Here is an 18,670-nt window from a genome sequence, read left to right on the forward strand (position 1 = left end):
GTGACCGAACCGCTGTTCAACATCCCGCTGTGGGCCGACCTGCTGGGCGTCGGACTCGGTGGCATCCAGGGTGCCATGTTCGCCTCGGGCTTCCAGGGCCAGCGCCGGCTGGACTGGCTGGGGGTCGCCATCATCGGCATCATGATCGGCATGGGCGGCGGTCTCATCCGCGACCTGATGATCGGCCAGCCGCCGGCCACGCTGCAGAGCAACTGGTACCTGATCACGGCCGCCGGCGCCGCCCTGTTCGGGATGCTGCTGGCAGGCGTCTTCAACCGCATCAACACGTTCATCGTGGTGCTGGATGCCGTCGTGATCGGCATGTTCGGGTCCTTCGGCGTCAGCAAGGCCATCGCCTTCGGCATCCCGCCGGTGCCCGCCGTGTTCATCGGCGTCTGCGCGGCCGTCGGCGGCGGCGTGCTGCGCGACGTGCTGATGGGCCTGCCGGTCGCCATCATGCATGTCGGCTCGCTGTACGCCGTCGCCGCCGGAGTCGGCTGCACGGCCACCGTGGTCATGCACCTGTTCGACCTGAACATCACGGTCGCCGCCGTCACCGGGATCGTGGTGACGGCGGTGATCCGCATCCTGGCCGTGCTCTACGACGTCTCACTGCCCGAGCAGCGCCGCCTGTACCGCCGCAAGGTGGCGACCGAGACGGGGATGATCCCGATCATCAAGCCGTGACGAGCTCCCCCTGGCGACTGCGGATGGAGCGGTTCACGCACGAGACGATGGCCTTCAGCGATGCCGTGGAGATGTCGCCGTCGATGCCGACGCCCCACAGCCGGTGGTCGTCGACCTGCAGCTCGATGTAGGCCGCGGCCTGCGCGTCGCCGCCGCTGGACATGGTGTGCTCGACGTAGTCGTACAGCGAGATGTCGAACCCGCGCCCGCGAAGGATCTCGATGAACGCCGCGATCGGCCCGTTGCCGTGCGCAGTGGTCGCCTCGCGCTCCTCGCCGTCGCGCAGCACGACCTCCAGCGAGACCTCGCCGGACATGTCACTGCGGGTCTGCGTGCCCAGCAGCTCGAACCGGCCCCACTTGTCCACGTCGTCGTCGGCCGGCAGGTACTCGTCGTTGAAGATCTCCCAGATCTGGTCGCTGGTGACCTCGCCGCCCTCGGCATCCGTCTTCGCCTGCACGACACCCGAGAACTCGATCTGCAGCTTGCGGGGCAGGTCGAGGGCGTGGTCGGTCTTCAGCAGGTAGGCGACGCCGCCCTTGCCGGACTGCGAGTTCACGCGGATGACGGCCTCGTACGAACGCCCCAGATCCTTCGGATCGACAGGCAGGTACGGCACGGCCCACTCGATCTCGTCGACCGTGACGCCCTTCTCCGCGGCCGTCTCGGCCATGGACTCGAAGCCCTTCTTGATGGCGTCCTGGTGCGATCCGCTGAACGCGGTGAACACCAGATCGCCCACCCACGGGTGGCGCTCGGGCACCGGTAGCTGGTTGCAGTACTCGACTGTGCGCTTGACGTGGTCGATGTCACTGAAGTCGATCTGCGGATCGATGCCCTGCGTGAACATGTTGATGCCCAGCGCCACCAGGTCGACGTTGCCGGTGCGCTCGCCGTTGCCGAACAGGCATCCCTCGATGCGATCGGCACCGGCCATGTAGCCCAGCTCGGCCGCAGCGACCGCCGTGCCGCGGTCGTTGTGCGGGTGCAGCGACAGGATGACGTTCTCGCGGTGCGCCAGGTGACGGTTCATCCACTCGATCGAGTCGGCGTACACGTTGGGTGTCGCCATCTCGACCGTGGCGGGCAGGTTGATGATCACCTTGCGGTCGGGCGTGGGCTCCAGCACCTCGAGCACGGCGTTGCAGACCTCGACCGCATAGTCCAGTTCGGTGCCCGTGTAGCTCTCGGGCGAGTACTCGTAGTAGATCTCGGTACCGGCGACGTCCTTCTCCAGCTGACGGCACAGCCGCGCGCCCTCCAGCGCGATCTGCTTGACGCCCTCGCGGTCGGAGCGGAACACGACCTCGCGCTGCAGCACGCTGGTGGAGTTGTAGAAGTGCACGATTGCCTGCTTGGCGCCGCTGATGGCCTCGTACGTGCGCTTGATCAGGTGCTCGCGGCACTGCGTCAGCACCTGGATGGTCACGTCGTCGGGGATGAGGTCCTCTTCGATGAGCTGGCGCACGAAGTCGAAGTCCGTCTGGCTGGCGGACGGGAAGCCCACCTCGATCTCCTTGTAGCCCATGCTCACCAGCAGGTCGAACATCACGCGCTTGCGCTCGGGCGACATCGGGTCGATGAGGGCCTGGTTGCCGTCGCGCAGGTCGACGGCGCACCAGCGCGGCGCCTGCGTGATGCGCTTGGAGGGCCAGGTGCGGTCGGGCAGGTCGACGACGATCTGCTCGTGGAAGGGCCGGTACTTGTGGACCGGCATCGAGGAGGGCTTCTGGGAATTCTTCATGATGGGGCTTCTTCTTCGTGGGAATTGTGCTCAGGCCAAACACGAGCGCCGCGACGAGAAGGCCCGAAGATCAGGACTCGTCGCGGCAGCTAAGAAGAAGCAGACCGCCCAGACGCATGCCTCGATGCTAACACCCGACTTGGCACTCTGCTCACCACGATGACGAGGATGCCGGTCAGGGGATCAACGCGATCTTTCCGCCCGGATGCCCGGATGCGACCAGCTCGAGCGCCGCCGGAGCGTCGCTCAGGGCGAATTCGCGGGCCATCGGCACGGTCAGCCGCCCCTGCTCGGCGAGCTCCACCAGATGCTCGCGCACCTCGTCGCGGTACCGCGCCGTCTCAGGCTGGGAACCGGAGCTCGCCTGGAATCCGTGCTCAGTGGCCGCCGTCGGCGCGACGATCGTCACGATGCGCTGCCGGTCCCTGACGAACTCCAGCGAGGACTGCACGGCCTCGTCGGTGCCAGCGGCATCCAGCGCCGCGCCGATCCTCTCGACACCGGTATCCGCCAGTGCCGCGCGGATGCGCGACGCCAGTCCGTCGCCGTACTCCACCGGGATGCCTCCGAAGCGGCGCACCTCGTCGAAGCGGGCACGGCTCGCCGTGCCGATGACGCGGATGCCGAGCACGGCCGCCTGCTGCAGCACGCTCACCCCGACCGCGCCGGAGGCCGCGTGCAGCAGCACGGTCTCCCCCGGCTTCGCGTCGACCGCGTGCAGCATGGCGGATGCCGTGGTGCCGACCAGCAGCAGGTTCGCGGCCTGCGCATGCGTGAGCGTCGCAGGCTTGCGCAGCACCTTCTGTGCAGGGACGGTGATCTCCGTGGCGTATCCGCCGCGCACGCGGAACGCGATGACCTCGTCACCCACGGATGCCGGTCCCGTCACGATCCCGGTGTCGGGGCCGATCGCGGTGATGACGCCGGAGACCTCGTACCCGATCGGCTCGGGCAGCTCGACGCCCGGACGGGCGGCCGCGACATGCTTGGCATCGGCGGGGTTCACACCGGCGGCGTGCACGCGGATCGTCAGCTCGCCCTGCGCGGGGGCTGCGGGCTCGTACTCGACGAACCGCCAGGTCTCGGGCGATCCCCACGCGGGCGCGATCCAGTGCTCGGCCATCTCAGAACCCCAGCCGGCCGAGCTGCTTGGGGTCGCGCTGCCACTCCTTGGCCACGCGCACGTGCAGCTTCAGGAACACCCTGGTGCCCAGCAGCTCCTCGATGCCCTTGCGGGCATGGGCTCCGACGTCCCGCAGGCGGGAGCCCTTCCGACCGATGATGATGGCCTTCTGGCTGTCGCGCTCGACGACGATCGACGCATACACATCGGTGAGGTCGCTGTCCTCGCGCGGCTCCACGTCGTCGACGACGACGGCGATGGAGTGCGGCAGCTCGTCGCGCACGCCCTCCAGAGCCGCCTCGCGGATGATCTCGGCGATGCGGTCCTCGTCGGACTCGTCGGTGACGACGCCCTCCTCGTACAGTCGCGGGCCGACGGGCATCAGTTGCAGCATCTCATCGGCCAGCACGTCCAGCTGCTCGCGGCCCAGGGCGGACAGCGGGATGACCGCCGCCCAGTCCTCGCGCAACGAGTCCACCTCCATGAGCCGCTCGACGATGTCGTCCTTGTCGGCGGCATCCGTCTTGGTGACGATGGCGACCTTCTTCGCGCGCGGATAGCCGTCCAGCGACGCGGCGATCCGCCGGTCGCCGGGGCCGACCTTCTCGGTGGCCGGGACGCAGAAGCCGATCACGTCCACATCGCCCAGCACCTGCTCGACGAGGTCGTTCAGGCGCACGCCCAGCAGCGTGCGGGGCTTGTGGATGCCGGGGGTGTCGACGATCACGAGCTGCCCGTCCGGGCGGTTCAGGATGCCGCGGATGGCCCGCCTGGTGGTCTGCGGCTTCTCGCTGGTGATGGCGATCTTCTCGCCCACCAGCGCGTTGGTCAGCGTGGACTTGCCGACGTTCGGCCGTCCCACGAACGTCACGAACCCGCTTCGCGTCTCAGTCATCCCGATGCTCTCCATCCACGTCGTCATTCTGCTCCGGCGCCCGCTCCACGAACACCGTCGCGATGCCTCTCCCCCGCCCGCGCGAGGCGCCGCCGGTGAGCACCAGTCCGTCGACGGATGCCGCGGCGCCGGGCTGCGGGATCCGGCCGAGCGCCTTGCCCAGCAGTCCGCCGATCGAATCGACGTCCTCGTCGTCCAGCTCCAGGCCGAACAGGTCGCCGACATCCTCCAGCGAGAGCCGCGAGCTGACCCGGTACCGCCCGTCGCCGAGTTCGACGACCTCGGCGGGGCCGCGGTCGTATTCGTCGACGATCTCTCCGACCAGCTCCTCGATCAGATCCTCCAGCGTCACCAGACCCGAGATGCCGCCGTGCTCGTCGATCACGATGCACACGTGCACGGCATCCCGCTTCATCTGCTGCAGCAGCGTCTCGGCGCGCATGGACTCGGGCACGAACGCCGCGGGCCTGGCGATGGGGCGTACGGGCGCTCCGCGCCATGCGCTCTCGTCGCGGTAGGCGAACTGCACGAGATCCTTCAGGTACAGCACCCCGACCACGTCGTCGGCGTCGTCGTCGGTCACCGGCATGCGGGACACGCCGGTGCGCAGGAACAGCTCCATGGCCTCGGTGGTGGTGGCGGCGGCATCCACGGTCTTCATCTCGGTGCGCGGCACCATGACCGCCCGGACGAACTGATCGGTGAAGTCGAACACCGAGTGGATCAGATCGCGATCGTCCTCCTCGATGAGATCATGCGAGGCGGCCTCATCGACCATGCTCAGCAGCTGCTCCTCCGAGGCGAAGCTGCTGCGGGTTCCGCCGGGTGTCACCCGGCGGCCTGCGCGCACCAGCGCCTGCGCCAGCGGACCCAGCAGGATCCGCACGCCGCGCACCACCGGCGCCCACACCCGCAGGATGGTCTCGGAGTGCATGCGGCCGTAGGACCGAGGGCTCGCGCCCACCAGCACGAACGTGATGCCGGTCATGAGCACGGCGGCGGCCAGCATGGCCCACCAGATCGTCGGAAGCAACGAGTCCAGTGCCACCGTCACGAGCACAGCGGCCGTGGTCTCGGACAGCACGCGCATGAACGCGACGGCGTTGACGTGCGCATCGGGGTCGGCGGCGATGCGGTGCAGGGCATCCGCGCTGCGCCCGAACGCCAGTTCGTCGATATCCGTGCTGGAGGTCACCGAGAACGCAGCGTCCACGGCCGCCATCAGACCGCCGAACGCGATCAGCAGGACCGCGGCGGCCAGCAGGATGACAGGAGTCATCGGCGACGTTCGGCGTGCGCGAAGGCCTCGATCAGCGACTTCTGCAGCCCGAACATCTCACGCTCCTCGTCGGGCTCGGCGTGGTCGAAGCCCAGCAGGTGCAGCAGGCCATGCGTGGTCAGCAGGATCAGCTCGTCCATCAGGGAGTGACCCGCCGTCTGCGCCTGCGACTCGGCGACCTGGGGGCACAGCACGATGTCGCCCAGCAGCCCCGCGGGCGTCGGGCGGTCCGGCGTGCCGGGACGCAGCTCGTCCATCGGGAAGCTCAGCACATCGGTGGGGCCCGGCTCGTCCATCCACTGCACGTGCAGCGCCTCCATGGCGCCCTCGTCGACCAGCACGATCGCGACCTCTGCGTCCGCGCTGACATGCAGCTGCTCGAGGTTGAAGTCGGTGAGGCGCTGCAGCACGGTCTCGTCGATCTCGATGGCCGACTCGTTGTTGATCTCGATCATTCCAGGCCCCGTTTCGGCTTGCGGTCTCTGAGGTTCGGGCGCATCCCGGAGCGCCGCTCGGCACGGTTCGCGAACTCGTGCGCCTGCTCGCGCTCGAACCGCGCGGCGGTGCGGCGCTCGTCGTACTCGCTGTACGCGTCGACGATGCGGCCGACCAGCGAGTGACGCACCACGTCGTCGCTGGTCAGGCGCGAGAAGTGGATGTCGTCGATGCCGTCCAGCACGCGGGTGACGAGGCGGAGGCCCGACGCGCCCTGTGGCAGGTCGACCTGCGTGATGTCACCCGTGACGACCATCTTCGTGCCGAACCCGAGCCGGGTCAGGAACATCTTCATCTGCTCGGGCGTGGTGTTCTGCGCCTCGTCCAGCACGACGAAGGAGTTGTTCAGGGTGCGTCCGCGCATGTACGCGAGCGGCGCGACCTCGATGGTGCCGGTGGTCATCAGCCGCGGCACGATCTCGGGGTCCATCATCTCGTTGAGCGCGTCGTACAGCGGACGAAGGTAGGGATCGATCTTGTCGGTCAGCGAACCGGGCAGGAAGCCCAGTCGCTCCCCCGCCTCGACGGCCGGACGGGTCAGGATGATCCGCTCGACCTCCTTGCGCTGCAGCGCCTGCACGGCCTTGGCCATGGCCAGGTACGTCTTGCCGGTGCCTGCGGGGCCGATGCCGAACACGATCGTGTTCTGCTCGATGGCGTCGACGTACTCCTTCTGGCCCGCCGTCTTGGGGCGGATCACGCGCCCGCGGGTGGACAGGATGGCCTCGCCGAGCACCTCGCTGGGGCGCGGGCCGTCGGAACGCTGCAGCATGCGCGCGGAGGCGGCCACATCGCTCGGCACCAGGTCGGCACCGGCGCGGGTCATCTCCAGCAGCTCCTCCACCAGCCGCTTCGCGGACTCGACCTCGGCATCCGTCCCGCCCAGGCTGATCTCGTTGCCGCGCACCATCACCTGCACGCGCGGATGCTGCTTCTCCAGCATCCGCAGCAGCCGATCCTGCGGGCCCAGCAGCTGCACCATCGCGACGCCGTCGGCGTAGATGCGCTCGGTGCGCTCGGGCTGTGCGGGGAACTGCGGGGCGTCGCCGTCAGAGGGCGGCGGGATGTCAGAAGCCAACGAGCTTGTTCTCCTCGATGTTCGCGAGCACATGGGCGTGCACGTGGAAGACGGACTGCGCGGCGCTGGCGCCGTTGTTGAAGATGAGCCGGTACTCGCCGTTGGCGTGCTCGGTGGCGATCTGCTTGGCCATCGCGACCATGTCTGCCATCAGCCCCGGATCGCCGGCGGCGAGCTCGGTGACGTCGCGGTACTGCTCGCTGCGAGGGATCACCAGCACGTGCAGGGGCGCCTGCGGATTGATGTCGCGGATGGCGAAGACACGGTCGTTCTGGGCGACGATCTCGCCGGGGATCTCCCCGTTCAGGATGCGCGTGAAGATCGAGGGCTCACTCATGGGCTTCAGTCTAGTTACCAGCGGCCCAGCGCGGCGGAGAGCACCGCGATGGCCGCAGGCCCTGCGGTCGAGGTGCGCAGCACCGTGTCGCCGAGCCGGACGCGCTCGGCCCCGGCGGCCTCCAGCCGCTCCAGCTCCTCGGCGGCGATGCCGCCCTCCGGTCCGACCACCAGCACGATGTCGCGTCCGTCGGAGCGGATTCCGGAGAGCCGGGCATCCGTCCACGGGTCCAGCACCAGCATCCGCACCCCTGCAGCGCGCTCCGCGAGCTGCGCCGTGGTGGTCACCGGAGCCACCTCGGGAACCCACGCCCGATGCGCCTGCTTGGCCGCCTCGCGCACGATGGTGGCCCACCGCTCCCGCCCCTTCGCAGCCTTCGGCCCCTCCCAGCGCGAGACGCTGCGCGCAGCCTGCCAGGGCACGATCTCATCCACGCCCAGCTCGCACGCCGCCTGCACGGCGAGCTCGTCGCGGTCGCCCTTCGCCAGCGCCTGAACGAGCACGATGCGGGACTCCGGGGTCTCCTGCATGCGCCGCGCGGACACGCGCACGGTCACCCGGGCCGCGGAGACGTCGTCGACGGCGCCCTCGAGCCACACGCCGCGACCGTCGCCGAGCGTGACGGTCTCGCCCACGCGCACACGGCGCACCACCGAGGCGTGCTTGGCCTCGGCGCCAGTCAGCGCGATCACGTCGCCGACGGCGGCGTCCGTGCAGTCCGGGACGATGAAGTGCAGTGCCATGCGGCTCCTGTCGGGGTCAGTGGCTGCGGAAGCGGTCGCGCAGCTTCGAGAACAGCCCCTGCTGGAACTGCGCGAGCTTGGGTGCCGGAGCCTTGCTCTTCTTTGCGAAGTCCTCGATGAGCTTGCGCTGCGCGGAGTCCAGCTTGGTGGGCGTGACCACCTGCACGCCCACGCGCAGGTCGCCGCGCTGGGTGCCGCGCAGCGGCGTGACACCGCGGCCGGCGATGGTCAGCACGTCTCCGGACTGCACGCCGGCGCGCAGCTCCAGGTCGACCTGCCCGTCCAGACCGTCGATGCTCGTGGTGGTGCCGAGGATGGCGTCCGCCATCGACACCTCGAGCGTGGCCAGCAGATCGTCGCCCTCGCGGCTGAACACCGGATGCGGGGCCACGGTCACCTCGACGTACAGGTCGCCGTTCGGTCCGCCCGCGCGGCCCACCGCGCCGGAGCCCGGCAGCTGCAGGCGCAGGCCGGTCTCGACACCCGCCGGGATGTCGAGCGACACGGTGCGACGGGTGCGGACCCGCCCCTGGCCGGCGCAGCCGCCGCAGGGCACCTCGATGACCGTGCCGAAGCCCTCGCAGGTGCCGCACGGCTGCGTGGTGATGACATTGCCCAGCAGGCTGCGCACCTGGCGCTGCACGTGGCCGGAGCCGCCGCACACATCGCAGGTGACCGGCGAGGTGCCGGGCGCGCAGCAGCTGCCCTGACAGGTCTCGCACAGCACGGCGGTGTCGACCTCGATGTCGCGGTGCGCGCCGAAGACGACGTCGCCCAGGTCCATCGTGACCCGCACGAGGGCGTCCTCGCCGCGCTCCCGCCGGGAACGCGGGCGCGCCTGGCGCCCGCCGCCCGCACCGGCGCCGAAGAACGTCTCGAAGATGTCGCCGAACCCGCCGAAGCCGCTGAAGCCGCCGGCGTGCTCGTCGCCGCCCATGTCGTATCGCCGGCGGGACTCCTCGTCACCCAGCACGTCGTAGGCGTGCGTGACGAGCTTGAACCGCTCGGACGCCTCCTCGCTCGGGTTCACATCGGGGTGCAGCTGCCTGGCGAGCTTGCGGTACGCCTTCTTGATCTCGTCCTGGCTGGCGTCCCGGGACACCCCGAGGACTTCGTAATGGTCCGCCACGATCACCTTTCTGACACCCGGGTCACCGGGTCGTTCCGTCTTCTTCGAGCATGCGCGACAGGTAGCGCGCCACGGCGCGGGCGGCCGCGAGGGTGCTCGGGTAGTCCATGCGGGTGGGGCCCATGACCCCGACCCTGGCCGTGCCTCCTGGCGCCGCGTAGTCGCTGGTCACGATCGACGCCTCGCCGAGGCCGAAAGACGCGTTCTCGAGCCCGATGCTGGTGGCCAGCCCGTGCTCGTCCGTCACCATCTCACTCATCAGCCGCAGCAGCGTGACCTGCTCCTCGATGGCCTCCAGCAGCGGATGGATGCTGCCGCGGAAGTCCTGCTCGCGCCGCGCCAGCGTGGCAGCCCCCGCCATCACGAGCTTCTCCTGCCGGAACTCCGCGAGCTCCTCGGAGATCACCGCGGTCAGGGCCAGCAGCGCGGGCTGCAGCCGGCGCGCGCCGGGCTGCTCGGGTGCGGCCAGCGACAGGATGCGGTCGGCCGCATCGCTGACGGCGCGCCCGGTGATCAGCGCGGCCAGCTGCGCGCGCAGCACCGCCACATCCGCCTCGTCCAGATCGATGGGAAGCGGCGCGATCCGCTGCGAGACGCCGCCGGCGTCCGTGACGAGGATCACCAGCATCCGATTGAGCGCCAGCGCGACCAGCTCGATGTGCGTGATGCTGGCGCGCGCGAACGACGGATACTGCGCCAGAGCGACCTGACCGGTCAGCTGCGTGAGCACCCGCACGGTGCGGGCCATCAGGTCATCGAGATCGGCGGGGTCGGCGAGGAACGTCTCGATGGCATTGCGCTGTCCGGTGGAGAGCGGACGCACCTGCGCGAGGTGGTTCACGAAGACGCGGTACCCCTTGTCTGTGGGCACGCGCCCCGACGACGTGTGCGGGGCGGCGATGAGCTCCTCGTCCTCCAGCTGCGCCATGTCGTTGCGGATGGTCGCCGCGGAGACGCCGAACGCGTGCCGCTCGACGATCGACCTGCTGCCGACGGGCTCGTGAGTGGCGACGTAGTCCTGCACGATCGCGCGGAGGACCTCGAGTCCCCGTTCTGTGACCATGATCCCTCCCGCTGGCACTCTTACCTCTAGAGTGCCAATCCTACCCCGGGGCCTACTCCGTGAGGGTGCGCACCACGGCATCCGCCAGCAGGCGCCCACGCAGGGTCAGGCGCACACGGCGGTCACGCAGAGCGGATGCCGCGTCCACCAGGCCGTCGGAGATGAGCTCGGCCACCCGGTCGCGGTGCGTCTCGGCGATGTCCTCGACGGGCAGGCCCTCGGCGAGCCGGCTGCGCAGCAGCACGCGCTCCAGGGTGCGCGCCTGCTCGTCGGGCCGCTCGCGTCCCGCGGCGGGCGACTCGCCCAGTGACAGCCGCTGCGCGTACGCGGCGGGATGCTTCACGTTCCACCAGCGCAGGCCCGCGACATGGCTGTGCGCCCCCGGGCCGAAGCCCCACCAGTCGAAGCCGCGCCAGTACGCGAAGTTGTGCCGGGACTGATGGGTCGCCGAGCCTGTCGGAGTGCGCGCCCAGTTGCTGACCTCGTACCAGTCGAAGCCGGCATCCGCCAGCCGCCGGTCAGCCAGCTCGTACATGTCCGCCTGCAGGTCGTCGTCGGGTGCAGGGACCTCGCCGCGGCGGATCTGTCTGGCGAGCTTCGTGCCGTCCTCGATGATCAGCGCATACGCCGAGATGTGGTCGGGCTCCAGCTCCAGCGCGACATCCAGCGACCGCTCCCAATCGGCGAGCGACTCCCCCGGCGCCCCGTAGATCAGGTCCACGCTCACGTCGAGTCCCGCCTCGCGGGCGAAGCGCACGGCGGTCGTCACGTTCTCGGGGTCGTGCGTGCGGTCCAGCGCCGCCAGCACATGCGGCACGGCGGACTGCATCCCGATGGACATGCGGGTGACACCGGCCTCGAGCAGCGTCTGAACGACCTGCGGCGTGACGGTGTCGGGGTTCGCCTCGACGGTCACCTCCGCACCGTCGCGGATGCCGAACGCGTCGGTCGCGGCCTGCAGCATCCTCGCGAGGTCGCCCGCCGGCAGCAGCGTGGGCGTGCCGCCGCCGAAGAAGACGGTGTCCATCGGACGCACCCCGCCGACCTCGTCGAGCACGCCGCGGGCCAGCTCGATCTCGCGGATCAGCGTATCGGCGTACTGATCCTGCCTGGCCCCGCGCAGTTCGGTGGCCGTGTAGGTGTTGAAGTCGCAGTAGCCGCAGCGCACGCGGCAGAACGGCACGTGCAGGTAGGCCGAGAACGGGACGGCGGGATCGACGGGGAACCCCGTGGGAAAGCGTCCGTCGGCGGGAGCCGGGTCGCCCAGAGGAAGAGGCCCGCCCATCAGATGGGAGTGGCGTACAGGGGGGAGATGGCCCGAAGATAGCGCGAGAACAGCTCTCGCCGGCGACGACGCACCATGCCCGGGAGCTTGTACAGCATCGAGGTCGGCGTGTCGAAGGCGCGCACGGTGAACCACACCTCGTCGGTGTCCTCGCGCCAGTCGATGTCGAACGACTCCTCGCCGCTGACCGTCGAGCCGGCGACGGTGCCCAGCACGAAGCCGATCCGGCGACGCTCCTCGGTGACGGAGATCACCCGCAGCTCGGCGTCCGCCCGCATGCCCTTGACGCGGCCGCGCACCTTGAGCGTCATCCCCGGCGCGACGAACGGAGTGCCCTCGGCGTCGAAGCGCTGCTCGACCTGGCTCCGGTTGGGGGCGATCGGAGTGCCCTCGGCGTCGAAGCTGACGCCGGTGTAGCTCTCGCCGGACGCCGGTCGCACGTCGCTGAGCTCCAGTCCGCCCGCGCGCTGCGCCGTCCACGACAGCAGCGCCTCGCCGGCGGTGCGGAAGCGGTCCTCGCCGCTGCCGATCCGCCAGGACTCCTCGGCCGGGATGCTGCCCTCCGGCGGGTACTGCATCAGGTCGGGGGCATGAGTGGCCCCGACCGCGGCGTAGTCCACCGTGCCTTCTCGGAATGTCCCGCGACGCATGAATCCAACCCTATTCGACGTGCCTGAACAGCACCCGCACGACGTGCGGGACTACTGCTTCTTGCCCTCGACGTCGCCCGAGAGCGCGGCGATGAACGCCTCCTGGGGCACCTCGACGCGGCCGACCATCTTCATGCGCTTCTTGCCCTCCTTCTGCTTCTCGAGCAGCTTGCGCTTGCGGCTGATATCACCGCCGTAGCACTTGGCGAGCACGTCCTTGCGGATGGCGCGGATGGTCTCGCGGGCGATGATCCGCGCGCCGATGGCGGCCTGGATGGGCACCTCGAACTGCTGGCGAGGGATCAGCTTGCGCAGCCGCTCGGCCATCATGGTGCCGTACGAGTACGCCTTGTCACGATGCACGATCGAGCTGAACGCGTCGACCTTCTCGCCCTGCAGCAGGATGTCGACCTTGACCAGGTCGGCCTCCTGCTCCCCGTTGGGCTCGTAGTCCAGCGAGGCATAGCCCTGCGTCTTCGACTTGAGCTGATCGAAGAAGTCGAAGACGATCTCGCCGAGCGGCATGTTGTACCGCAGCTCGACGCGCTCCTCAGAGAAGTACTCCATACCCAGCAGCGACCCGCGCCGCGACTGGCACAGCTCCATCACGGTGCCGACGTAGTCCTTCGGCAGCAGGATGGCGGTCTTCACCATCGGCTCGGCGACGGATGCCACGCGCCCGTCGGGGTACTCGCTGGGGTTGGTGACCGTGACCTTCTCCCCCGTGTCGGTGGTGACCTCGTAGATCACGCTGGGCGCGGTGGTGATCAGGTCGAGTCCGAACTCGCGCGACAGCCGCTCCTGGATGATCTCCAGGTGCAGCAGGCCGAGGAATCCGCAGCGGAAGCCGAACCCCAGCGCGACCGAGGTCTCGGGCTCGTACTGCAGCGACGCGTCGGAGAGCTTGAGCTTGTCCAGCGCCTCGCGCAGCTCGGCGTAGTCGCTGCCGTCGATCGGGTAGATGCCCGAGAAGACCATCGGCTTCGGGTCGGTGTACCCGGCCAGCGCTTCGGATGCCGGACGCCGGGCGGTCGTGACGGTGTCGCCGACCTTCGACTGGCGCACATCCTTCACACCGGTGATGAGGTACCCGACCTCGCCGACGCCGAGCCCCTTGGTGGGGACCGGCTCCGGGCTGGACACGCCGATCTCCAGCAGGTCGTGATTCGCGCCGGTGGACATCATCTGGATGCGCTCACGGGGCTGCAGCTTGCCGTCCACCATGCGCACGTAGGTGACCACGCCGCGGTACGCGTCGTAGACGGAGTCGAAGATCATGGCGCGGGCGGGAGCGTCGACGTCTCCCGTGGGCGCAGGAACCTCGCTGACGATCCGGTCCAGCAGCGCCTCCACGCCGACGCCGGTCTTGCCGGAGACCCGCAGCACGTCCTCGGGACTCCCGCCGATGAGGTCGGCGAGCTCCTTGGCGAATTTCTCGGGATCGGCGGCGGGAAGGTCGATCTTGTTGAGCACCGGGATGATCGTCAGATCGTTCTCCAGCGCCAGGTACAGGTTGGCGAGAGTCTGCGCCTCGATGCCCTGCGCTGCGTCGACCAGCAGGATGGCGCCCTCGCAGGCCGCGAGCGACCGCGACACCTCGTAGGTGAAGTCGACGTGCCCGGGAGTGTCGATCATGTTGAGCGCGTAGGTTCCGGCATCCGTCTGCCACGGCATCCGCACGGCCTGGCTCTTGATGGTGATGCCGCGCTCGCGCTCGATGTCCATCCGGTCCAGGTACTGGGCGCGCATGTCGCGGTCGGACACCACGCCGGTGATCTGCAGCATCCGATCGGCGAGGGTCGACTTGCCGTGGTCGATGTGGGCGATGATGCAGAAATTCCGGATCTGCGACGCGGGCGTCGCAGCGGGTGGGAGCGGGGTGAGTGCGCGGGGTGACATGTGGTCCTTGAACGGGAGGAGGGATCCCGGCAAGTCTACGAGTCGTGCGGGTGAATCCTCCATTCGGGCCCCACGATGATAGTCTCGCGAAGTTGCCGCCGCCCTCCTCGGGAGAGCCGTGCGACACAGGACTCCGTCACAGCCGACGCGGGCTGCCGGTGTGCAAAACGAGACGGATGGTGTTTGAATCATCCCGACCCAGCGTTGCGTCGGCAGATCCCGCGCGCGTCTGTAGAAGAGAAAGAATCACCACCTTGATCAAGTATCTCGTGCGCCGGACACTCGGCTGGCTGCTGATGATCGTGGTCGCGACCAATGTCACCTACCTCCTGGCCTGGTCCTTCCTCGATCCGCGCAGCAACTACGTCGGCAGGAAGCCTCCGTTGAGCCCCGAGCAGATCCAGAACCTGCTTCGCCCCCGCAACCTCGACGCCGGAGTTCCGCTGCTGGACAGGTGGTGGACCTGGTTCACGGGGATCATCCTGCGCTGGGACTGGGGCGTGAGCCCGACCGGCGGCTCGGTCAACGAGCAGGTCGCGTACCGGATGTGGATCAGCGCGGAGCTGGTGCTCGGCGCCACGATCATCATGACGCTGCTGGGCATCTGGATCGGCGTGTACACGGCATCCCGCCAGTACAAGCTGGGTGACCGCGTCTGGCAGGGCATCTCGATCGTCACGATGAACGTCAACATCATCGTCGCGGGCCTCGCGGTGGTGATCCTGGCCATCAACTTCAACAACTGGGTCGGCACCCGGGTCTTCTTCGTCACGGGTTCGTCATCCGAGGGTGTGACCGGGTTCTTCCCGGTGCTCATCGACGCGCTGCAGCATCTCATCCTGCCCACCATCGCCCTGGTGGTCATCGGCTACGCGCAGTACCACTTCCTGCAGCGCACCCTGCTGCTGGACAACATCAGCGCCGACTACGTGCGAACGGCCCGCGCCAAGGGCCTCACCAAGCAGCAGGCCATCCGGCGCCACGCGCTGCGCACCTCGCTCATCCCGGTCGCCACGCAGGTCGCGTTCTCGATCCCCGGCATCTTCACCGGCGCGATCCTGACCGAGACGATCTTCGCCTGGCAGGGCATGGGCCGCTACTTCCTGACCACTATCACCGGGAACGACATCCACGGCGTGGTCGCCGTCGCTGCCTTCGGGGCCGTGCTGACCGCGATCGGCGCCCTGCTGGCCGACATCGCCGTCGTCGTCCTGGATCCGCGAGTGAGGGTGAGCTGACATGAGCACCGAGATGATCGACCCCGCAGTGCAGCCGCCCGTCGGCCCCGACACCACCGCCGAGCGCATCCCCGGCAAGCAGCTGAGCAAGTGGACGCTGTACACGCGCCGCTTCCTGCGCAACAAGCCGGCCGTCGCCGGCATCGTGATCTTCGTGCTGATGGTGATCTACTCGATCATCGTCCCCCTCACGTCGCCGTACACGATCGAGGACCAGGACTTCCTCAACCTCAGCACCGGCCCCTCGTCGGAGCACTGGTTCGGCACCACCGCAGGCGGAAACGACACCTGGACCCAGACCGCCGTCGGGCTGCAGCGCTCGCTGATGATCGCCATCACCGTCTCCATCGGCGTGACCGCCCTGTCCGCCGTCGTCGGAACCGCGGCGGCATACTTCCGCGGCCGCATCGAGCAGTTCACGCTGCTGATCATCCACTTCCTGATGGTCGTGCCGACCTTCCTGATCCTGGCTCTCGTCTCCAACGACGCCGGCGGCGACTGGCGTGTGATCTCGCTGGCGATGATCTTCGTCAGCTGGTTCTTCCCCGCTCGCGTCATCTGGACGCTGGCGCTGTCGCTGCGCGAGCGCGAGTACGTCTCCGCCGCGCGCTACATGGGCGTGCCGGGCATGAAGATCGTGCTGCGTCACCTGGTGCCCAACATCGGCTCGCTGCTGGTGATCAACTTCACGCTCGGCATCGTCGGCGCGGTGGGCACCGAGACCGGCCTGTCGTTCATCGGCTTCGGCGTGAAGCTCCCCGACGTCTCGCTCGGTTCCCTGATCGGCACGGGCGCGGCCAGCGTGACCAGCGCCCCCTGGCTGTTCTACTTCCCCGCACTGGCGCTGACGCTGCTGACCGTGTCGATGGCTCTCGTCGCCGACGGTCTGCGCGACGCCCTCGATCCCACTTCTGCGGCAGGAGGCCGCGCATGAGCACCCCCACCTCCAACACCGTCCTCTCCGTCCGCGACCTCAAGGTCAGCTTCGCCTCGGAGGCTGGTCGGGTCGACGCCGTCCGCGGCGTCTCCTTCGACCTCGAGGCCGGCAAGACACTCGGCATCGTCGGTGAGTCCGGATCGGGCAAGTCCGTGACCTCGCTGGCCATCATGGGCCTGCTCGACGAGAACGCGAAGGTCACGGGATCCGTGCAGTTCGACGGCCAGGAGCTGCTCGGCAAGTCCGACAAGCAGATGTCGATGATCCGCGGCAACGGCATGGCCATGATCTTCCAGGATCCCCTGACCTCGCTGACGCCGGTGTTCACCATCGGCGACCAGTTGGTGGAGGCGCTGACCGCGCACCACGGAATGTCCAAGGCCGCGGCCTGGGAGCGATCGATCGAACTGCTCAAGGTCGTCGGCATCTCGTTCCCGGAGCGGCGGATGAAGTCGTTCCCGCACGAGTTCTCCGGCGGCATGCGCCAGCGCGTGGTCATCGCCATCGCGATGGCCAACAATCCGCGACTGATCATCTGCGACGAGCCCACCACGGCCCTGGACGTCACGATCCAGGCGCAGATCCTCGACCTGATCGAGAAGGCGCAGGACGAGACCGGCGCCGCCGTGATCATGATCACCCACGACATGGGTGTGGTGGCTCGCACGGCCGACGACGTGATGGTGATGTACGCGGGCAAGCCCGTGGAGCACGCCCCCGCGCACGAGCTGTTCCACAACACGCGGATGCCGTACTCGATCGGCCTGCTGGGGGCCATCCCCCGCGTGGACAAGGCGGAGAAGGAGCCCCTGATCCCCATCAAGGGCAACCCGCCGCTGCTGATCGACCTGCCGGACGCCTGCCCGTTCGCCTCGCGCTGCCCGATCGCCATCGACGCCTGCCACCGTCGCGAGCCCGACCTGGTGCCGGTGCACTCCGACAGCGGTGAGCGGCACGTGGCCGCCTGCATCCGGGCCGAGGAGATCGACGCGTCAGGCCTCATCGGCGGCCTGCCCGTGTACCCCGTGGCCGAGGTGCACGAGAGCACCCTCACCCGCATCCCGCGCGAGGAGCGCCCGGTGACGCTCGAGGTGCGGAACATGAAGAAGACGTTCCCGCTGCTGAAGGGCGCCCTGTTCAAGCGCAAGGTGGGCGAGGTGCAGGCCGTCAAGGGCATCAGCTTCGACGTCCGCGAGGGCGAGACGATGGCCATCGTGGGCGAGTCCGGATCCGGCAAGACCACGACACTCCTCCAGATCATGGACCTGGTCAAGCAGGAAGACGGCGACATCATCATCGGCGGCACGAGCGTGAACGGCCTGCACAACCGCAGGCTGGAGCGCGAGCTCCGCCACGACATCCAGATCGTGTTCCAGGATCCGATGGGGGCGCTGGACCCGCGCATGACGGTGACCGACATCATCGCGGAACCCATGCATGCCATCGGCATGCACCGCGACGAGATCCACACCCGTGTGCAGGAGCTCATGGATCTGGTGGGGCTCAACCCCGCGCACCGCGACCGCTTCCCCGGCGCGTTCTCGGGCGGCCAGCGGCAGCGCATCGGCATCGCTCGCGCCCTGTCGACCAACCCCAAGATCGTGGTCCTCGACGAGCCCGTCTCGGCACTGGACGTGTCGATCCAGGCGGGCGTCATCAACCTGCTGGACGAGCTGAAGGTCAAACTGGGGCTGTCGTACCTGTTCGTGGCGCACGACCTCTCCGTGATCCGGCACATCGCCGATCGCGTGGCCGTGATGTACCTCGGCGAGTTCGTGGAGTACGGCGACGTGGACGACGTCTTCGACAACCCGCAGCACCCCTACACGCAGGCGCTGCTGTCGGCCATCCCCGTGCCCGACCCCGACATCGAGCGCACGCGCCAGCGCGTGATCTTCGACCCGGAGACCATGACGACCAGGCCGGCGACCGTCTGATCCTCAGCGGGTTCCCCGGGGCGATGACCGTCGCGTCACAGCGAAATAACGGTTAGTCAACGGTTAGTCACGATTCACTCACGTGCGCGTCGGATCGGTCCCGAAGCCAACTACTCTCCCTAATGACACGCCGAAAGGCGAAAGGAGCACC

17 protein-coding genes are annotated in these 18,670 nt (G+C 68.6%); 4 read left to right on the forward strand and 13 right to left on the reverse strand.

Features of this window, described 5'->3' with window-relative positions:
- Nucleotides 1–687, forward strand: coding sequence for a TRIC cation channel family protein (locus tag Q0568_RS12710; RefSeq protein WP_298867074.1), 687 nt, complete (start codon nucleotides 1–3; stop codon nucleotides 685–687).
- On the opposite strand, the gene leuA is transcribed toward Q0568_RS12710, so the two are convergent.
- From leuA to lepA, 13 genes are all read right to left on the reverse strand, one after another.
- The gene (gene leuA, locus Q0568_RS12715; RefSeq protein WP_298867076.1) at nucleotides 677–2,431 is read right to left on the reverse strand and encodes a 2-isopropylmalate synthase; all 1,755 of its coding nucleotides are present in this window, start codon (nucleotides 2,429–2,431) and stop codon (nucleotides 677–679) included. The genes Q0568_RS12710 and leuA overlap by 11 nt on opposite strands.
- Nucleotides 2,432–2,606: 175 nt before the next feature.
- Complete coding sequence (locus Q0568_RS12720; RefSeq protein ID WP_298867078.1) at nucleotides 2,607–3,554, reverse strand: NADP-dependent oxidoreductase; 948 nt, start codon at nucleotides 3,552–3,554, stop codon at nucleotides 2,607–2,609.
- Between the two features lies 1 nt (nucleotide 3,555).
- Complete coding sequence (era, locus tag Q0568_RS12725) at nucleotides 3,556–4,449, reverse strand: GTPase Era (protein WP_298867080.1); 894 nt, start codon at nucleotides 4,447–4,449, stop codon at nucleotides 3,556–3,558.
- Nucleotides 4,442–5,728 (reverse strand): hemolysin family protein, encoded by a 1,287-nt coding sequence (locus Q0568_RS12730; protein ID WP_298867083.1) that lies wholly within the window; start codon nucleotides 5,726–5,728, stop codon nucleotides 4,442–4,444. Before Q0568_RS12730 ends, era begins: the two co-directional genes overlap by 8 nt.
- Nucleotides 5,725–6,183, reverse strand: coding sequence for an rRNA maturation RNase YbeY (ybeY, locus tag Q0568_RS12735; protein ID WP_298867086.1), 459 nt, complete (start codon nucleotides 6,181–6,183; stop codon nucleotides 5,725–5,727). The genes Q0568_RS12730 and ybeY overlap by 4 nt, the downstream gene beginning before the upstream one ends.
- Nucleotides 6,180–7,205 (reverse strand): PhoH family protein, encoded by a 1,026-nt coding sequence (locus tag Q0568_RS12740; RefSeq protein ID WP_298867292.1) that lies wholly within the window; start codon nucleotides 7,203–7,205, stop codon nucleotides 6,180–6,182. The genes ybeY and Q0568_RS12740 overlap by 4 nt, the downstream gene beginning before the upstream one ends.
- 85 nt (nucleotides 7,206–7,290) lie before the next feature.
- Entirely contained in the window at nucleotides 7,291–7,638 is a 348-nt protein-coding gene (locus tag Q0568_RS12745; RefSeq protein ID WP_298867088.1) for an HIT domain-containing protein, read from the reverse strand.
- Nucleotides 7,639–7,652: 14 nt separating this feature from the next.
- On the reverse strand, nucleotides 7,653–8,381 hold the full coding sequence (locus Q0568_RS12750) for a 16S rRNA (uracil(1498)-N(3))-methyltransferase (RefSeq protein WP_298867090.1): 729 nt from the start codon (nucleotides 8,379–8,381) through the stop codon (nucleotides 7,653–7,655).
- 16 nt (nucleotides 8,382–8,397) lie between these two features.
- A complete protein-coding gene (gene dnaJ / locus Q0568_RS12755; RefSeq protein ID WP_298867093.1) occupies nucleotides 8,398–9,510 on the reverse strand; it encodes a molecular chaperone DnaJ in 1,113 nt (370 codons plus the stop codon).
- Between the two features lie 22 nt (nucleotides 9,511–9,532).
- A complete protein-coding gene (gene hrcA / locus Q0568_RS12760; RefSeq protein ID WP_298867095.1) occupies nucleotides 9,533–10,573 on the reverse strand; it encodes a heat-inducible transcriptional repressor HrcA in 1,041 nt (346 codons plus the stop codon).
- 52 nt (nucleotides 10,574–10,625) lie between these two features.
- Nucleotides 10,626–11,858, reverse strand: a complete 1,233-nt coding sequence (gene hemW, locus Q0568_RS12765; protein WP_298867097.1) for a radical SAM family heme chaperone HemW — start codon at nucleotides 11,856–11,858, stop codon at nucleotides 10,626–10,628.
- Nucleotides 11,858–12,508 carry a DUF1990 family protein gene (locus Q0568_RS12770; protein WP_298867099.1) on the reverse strand — a complete coding sequence of 217 codons (651 nt, stop codon included), beginning with the start codon at nucleotides 12,506–12,508 and terminating at the stop codon, nucleotides 11,858–11,860. Before Q0568_RS12770 ends, hemW begins: the two co-directional genes overlap by 1 nt.
- A gap of 51 nt (nucleotides 12,509–12,559) precedes the next feature.
- Nucleotides 12,560–14,407 carry a translation elongation factor 4 gene (lepA, locus tag Q0568_RS12775; RefSeq protein ID WP_298867101.1) on the reverse strand — a complete coding sequence of 616 codons (1,848 nt, stop codon included), beginning with the start codon at nucleotides 14,405–14,407 and terminating at the stop codon, nucleotides 12,560–12,562.
- A 254-nt stretch (nucleotides 14,408–14,661) separates the two neighbouring features.
- Between lepA and Q0568_RS12780 the strand changes: the two genes are divergently transcribed.
- From Q0568_RS12780 to Q0568_RS12790, 3 genes are read left to right on the forward strand one after another with little or no spacing between them, the layout of a single operon-like run.
- Complete coding sequence (locus Q0568_RS12780; RefSeq protein ID WP_298867103.1) at nucleotides 14,662–15,645, forward strand: ABC transporter permease; 984 nt, start codon at nucleotides 14,662–14,664, stop codon at nucleotides 15,643–15,645.
- A gap of 1 nt (nucleotide 15,646) precedes the next feature.
- Nucleotides 15,647–16,579, forward strand: a complete 933-nt coding sequence (locus Q0568_RS12785; RefSeq protein WP_298867105.1) for an ABC transporter permease — start codon at nucleotides 15,647–15,649, stop codon at nucleotides 16,577–16,579.
- Nucleotides 16,576–18,519 carry an ABC transporter ATP-binding protein gene (locus tag Q0568_RS12790; protein ID WP_298867107.1) on the forward strand — a complete coding sequence of 648 codons (1,944 nt, stop codon included), beginning with the start codon at nucleotides 16,576–16,578 and terminating at the stop codon, nucleotides 18,517–18,519. The genes Q0568_RS12785 and Q0568_RS12790 overlap by 4 nt, the downstream gene beginning before the upstream one ends.
- Nucleotides 18,520–18,670 lie beyond the last annotated feature (151 nt).

The organism is uncultured Microbacterium sp., assembly GCF_937927635.1.
In the GTDB taxonomy this organism is placed as follows: Bacteria; Actinomycetota; Actinomycetes; order Actinomycetales; family Microbacteriaceae; genus Microbacterium.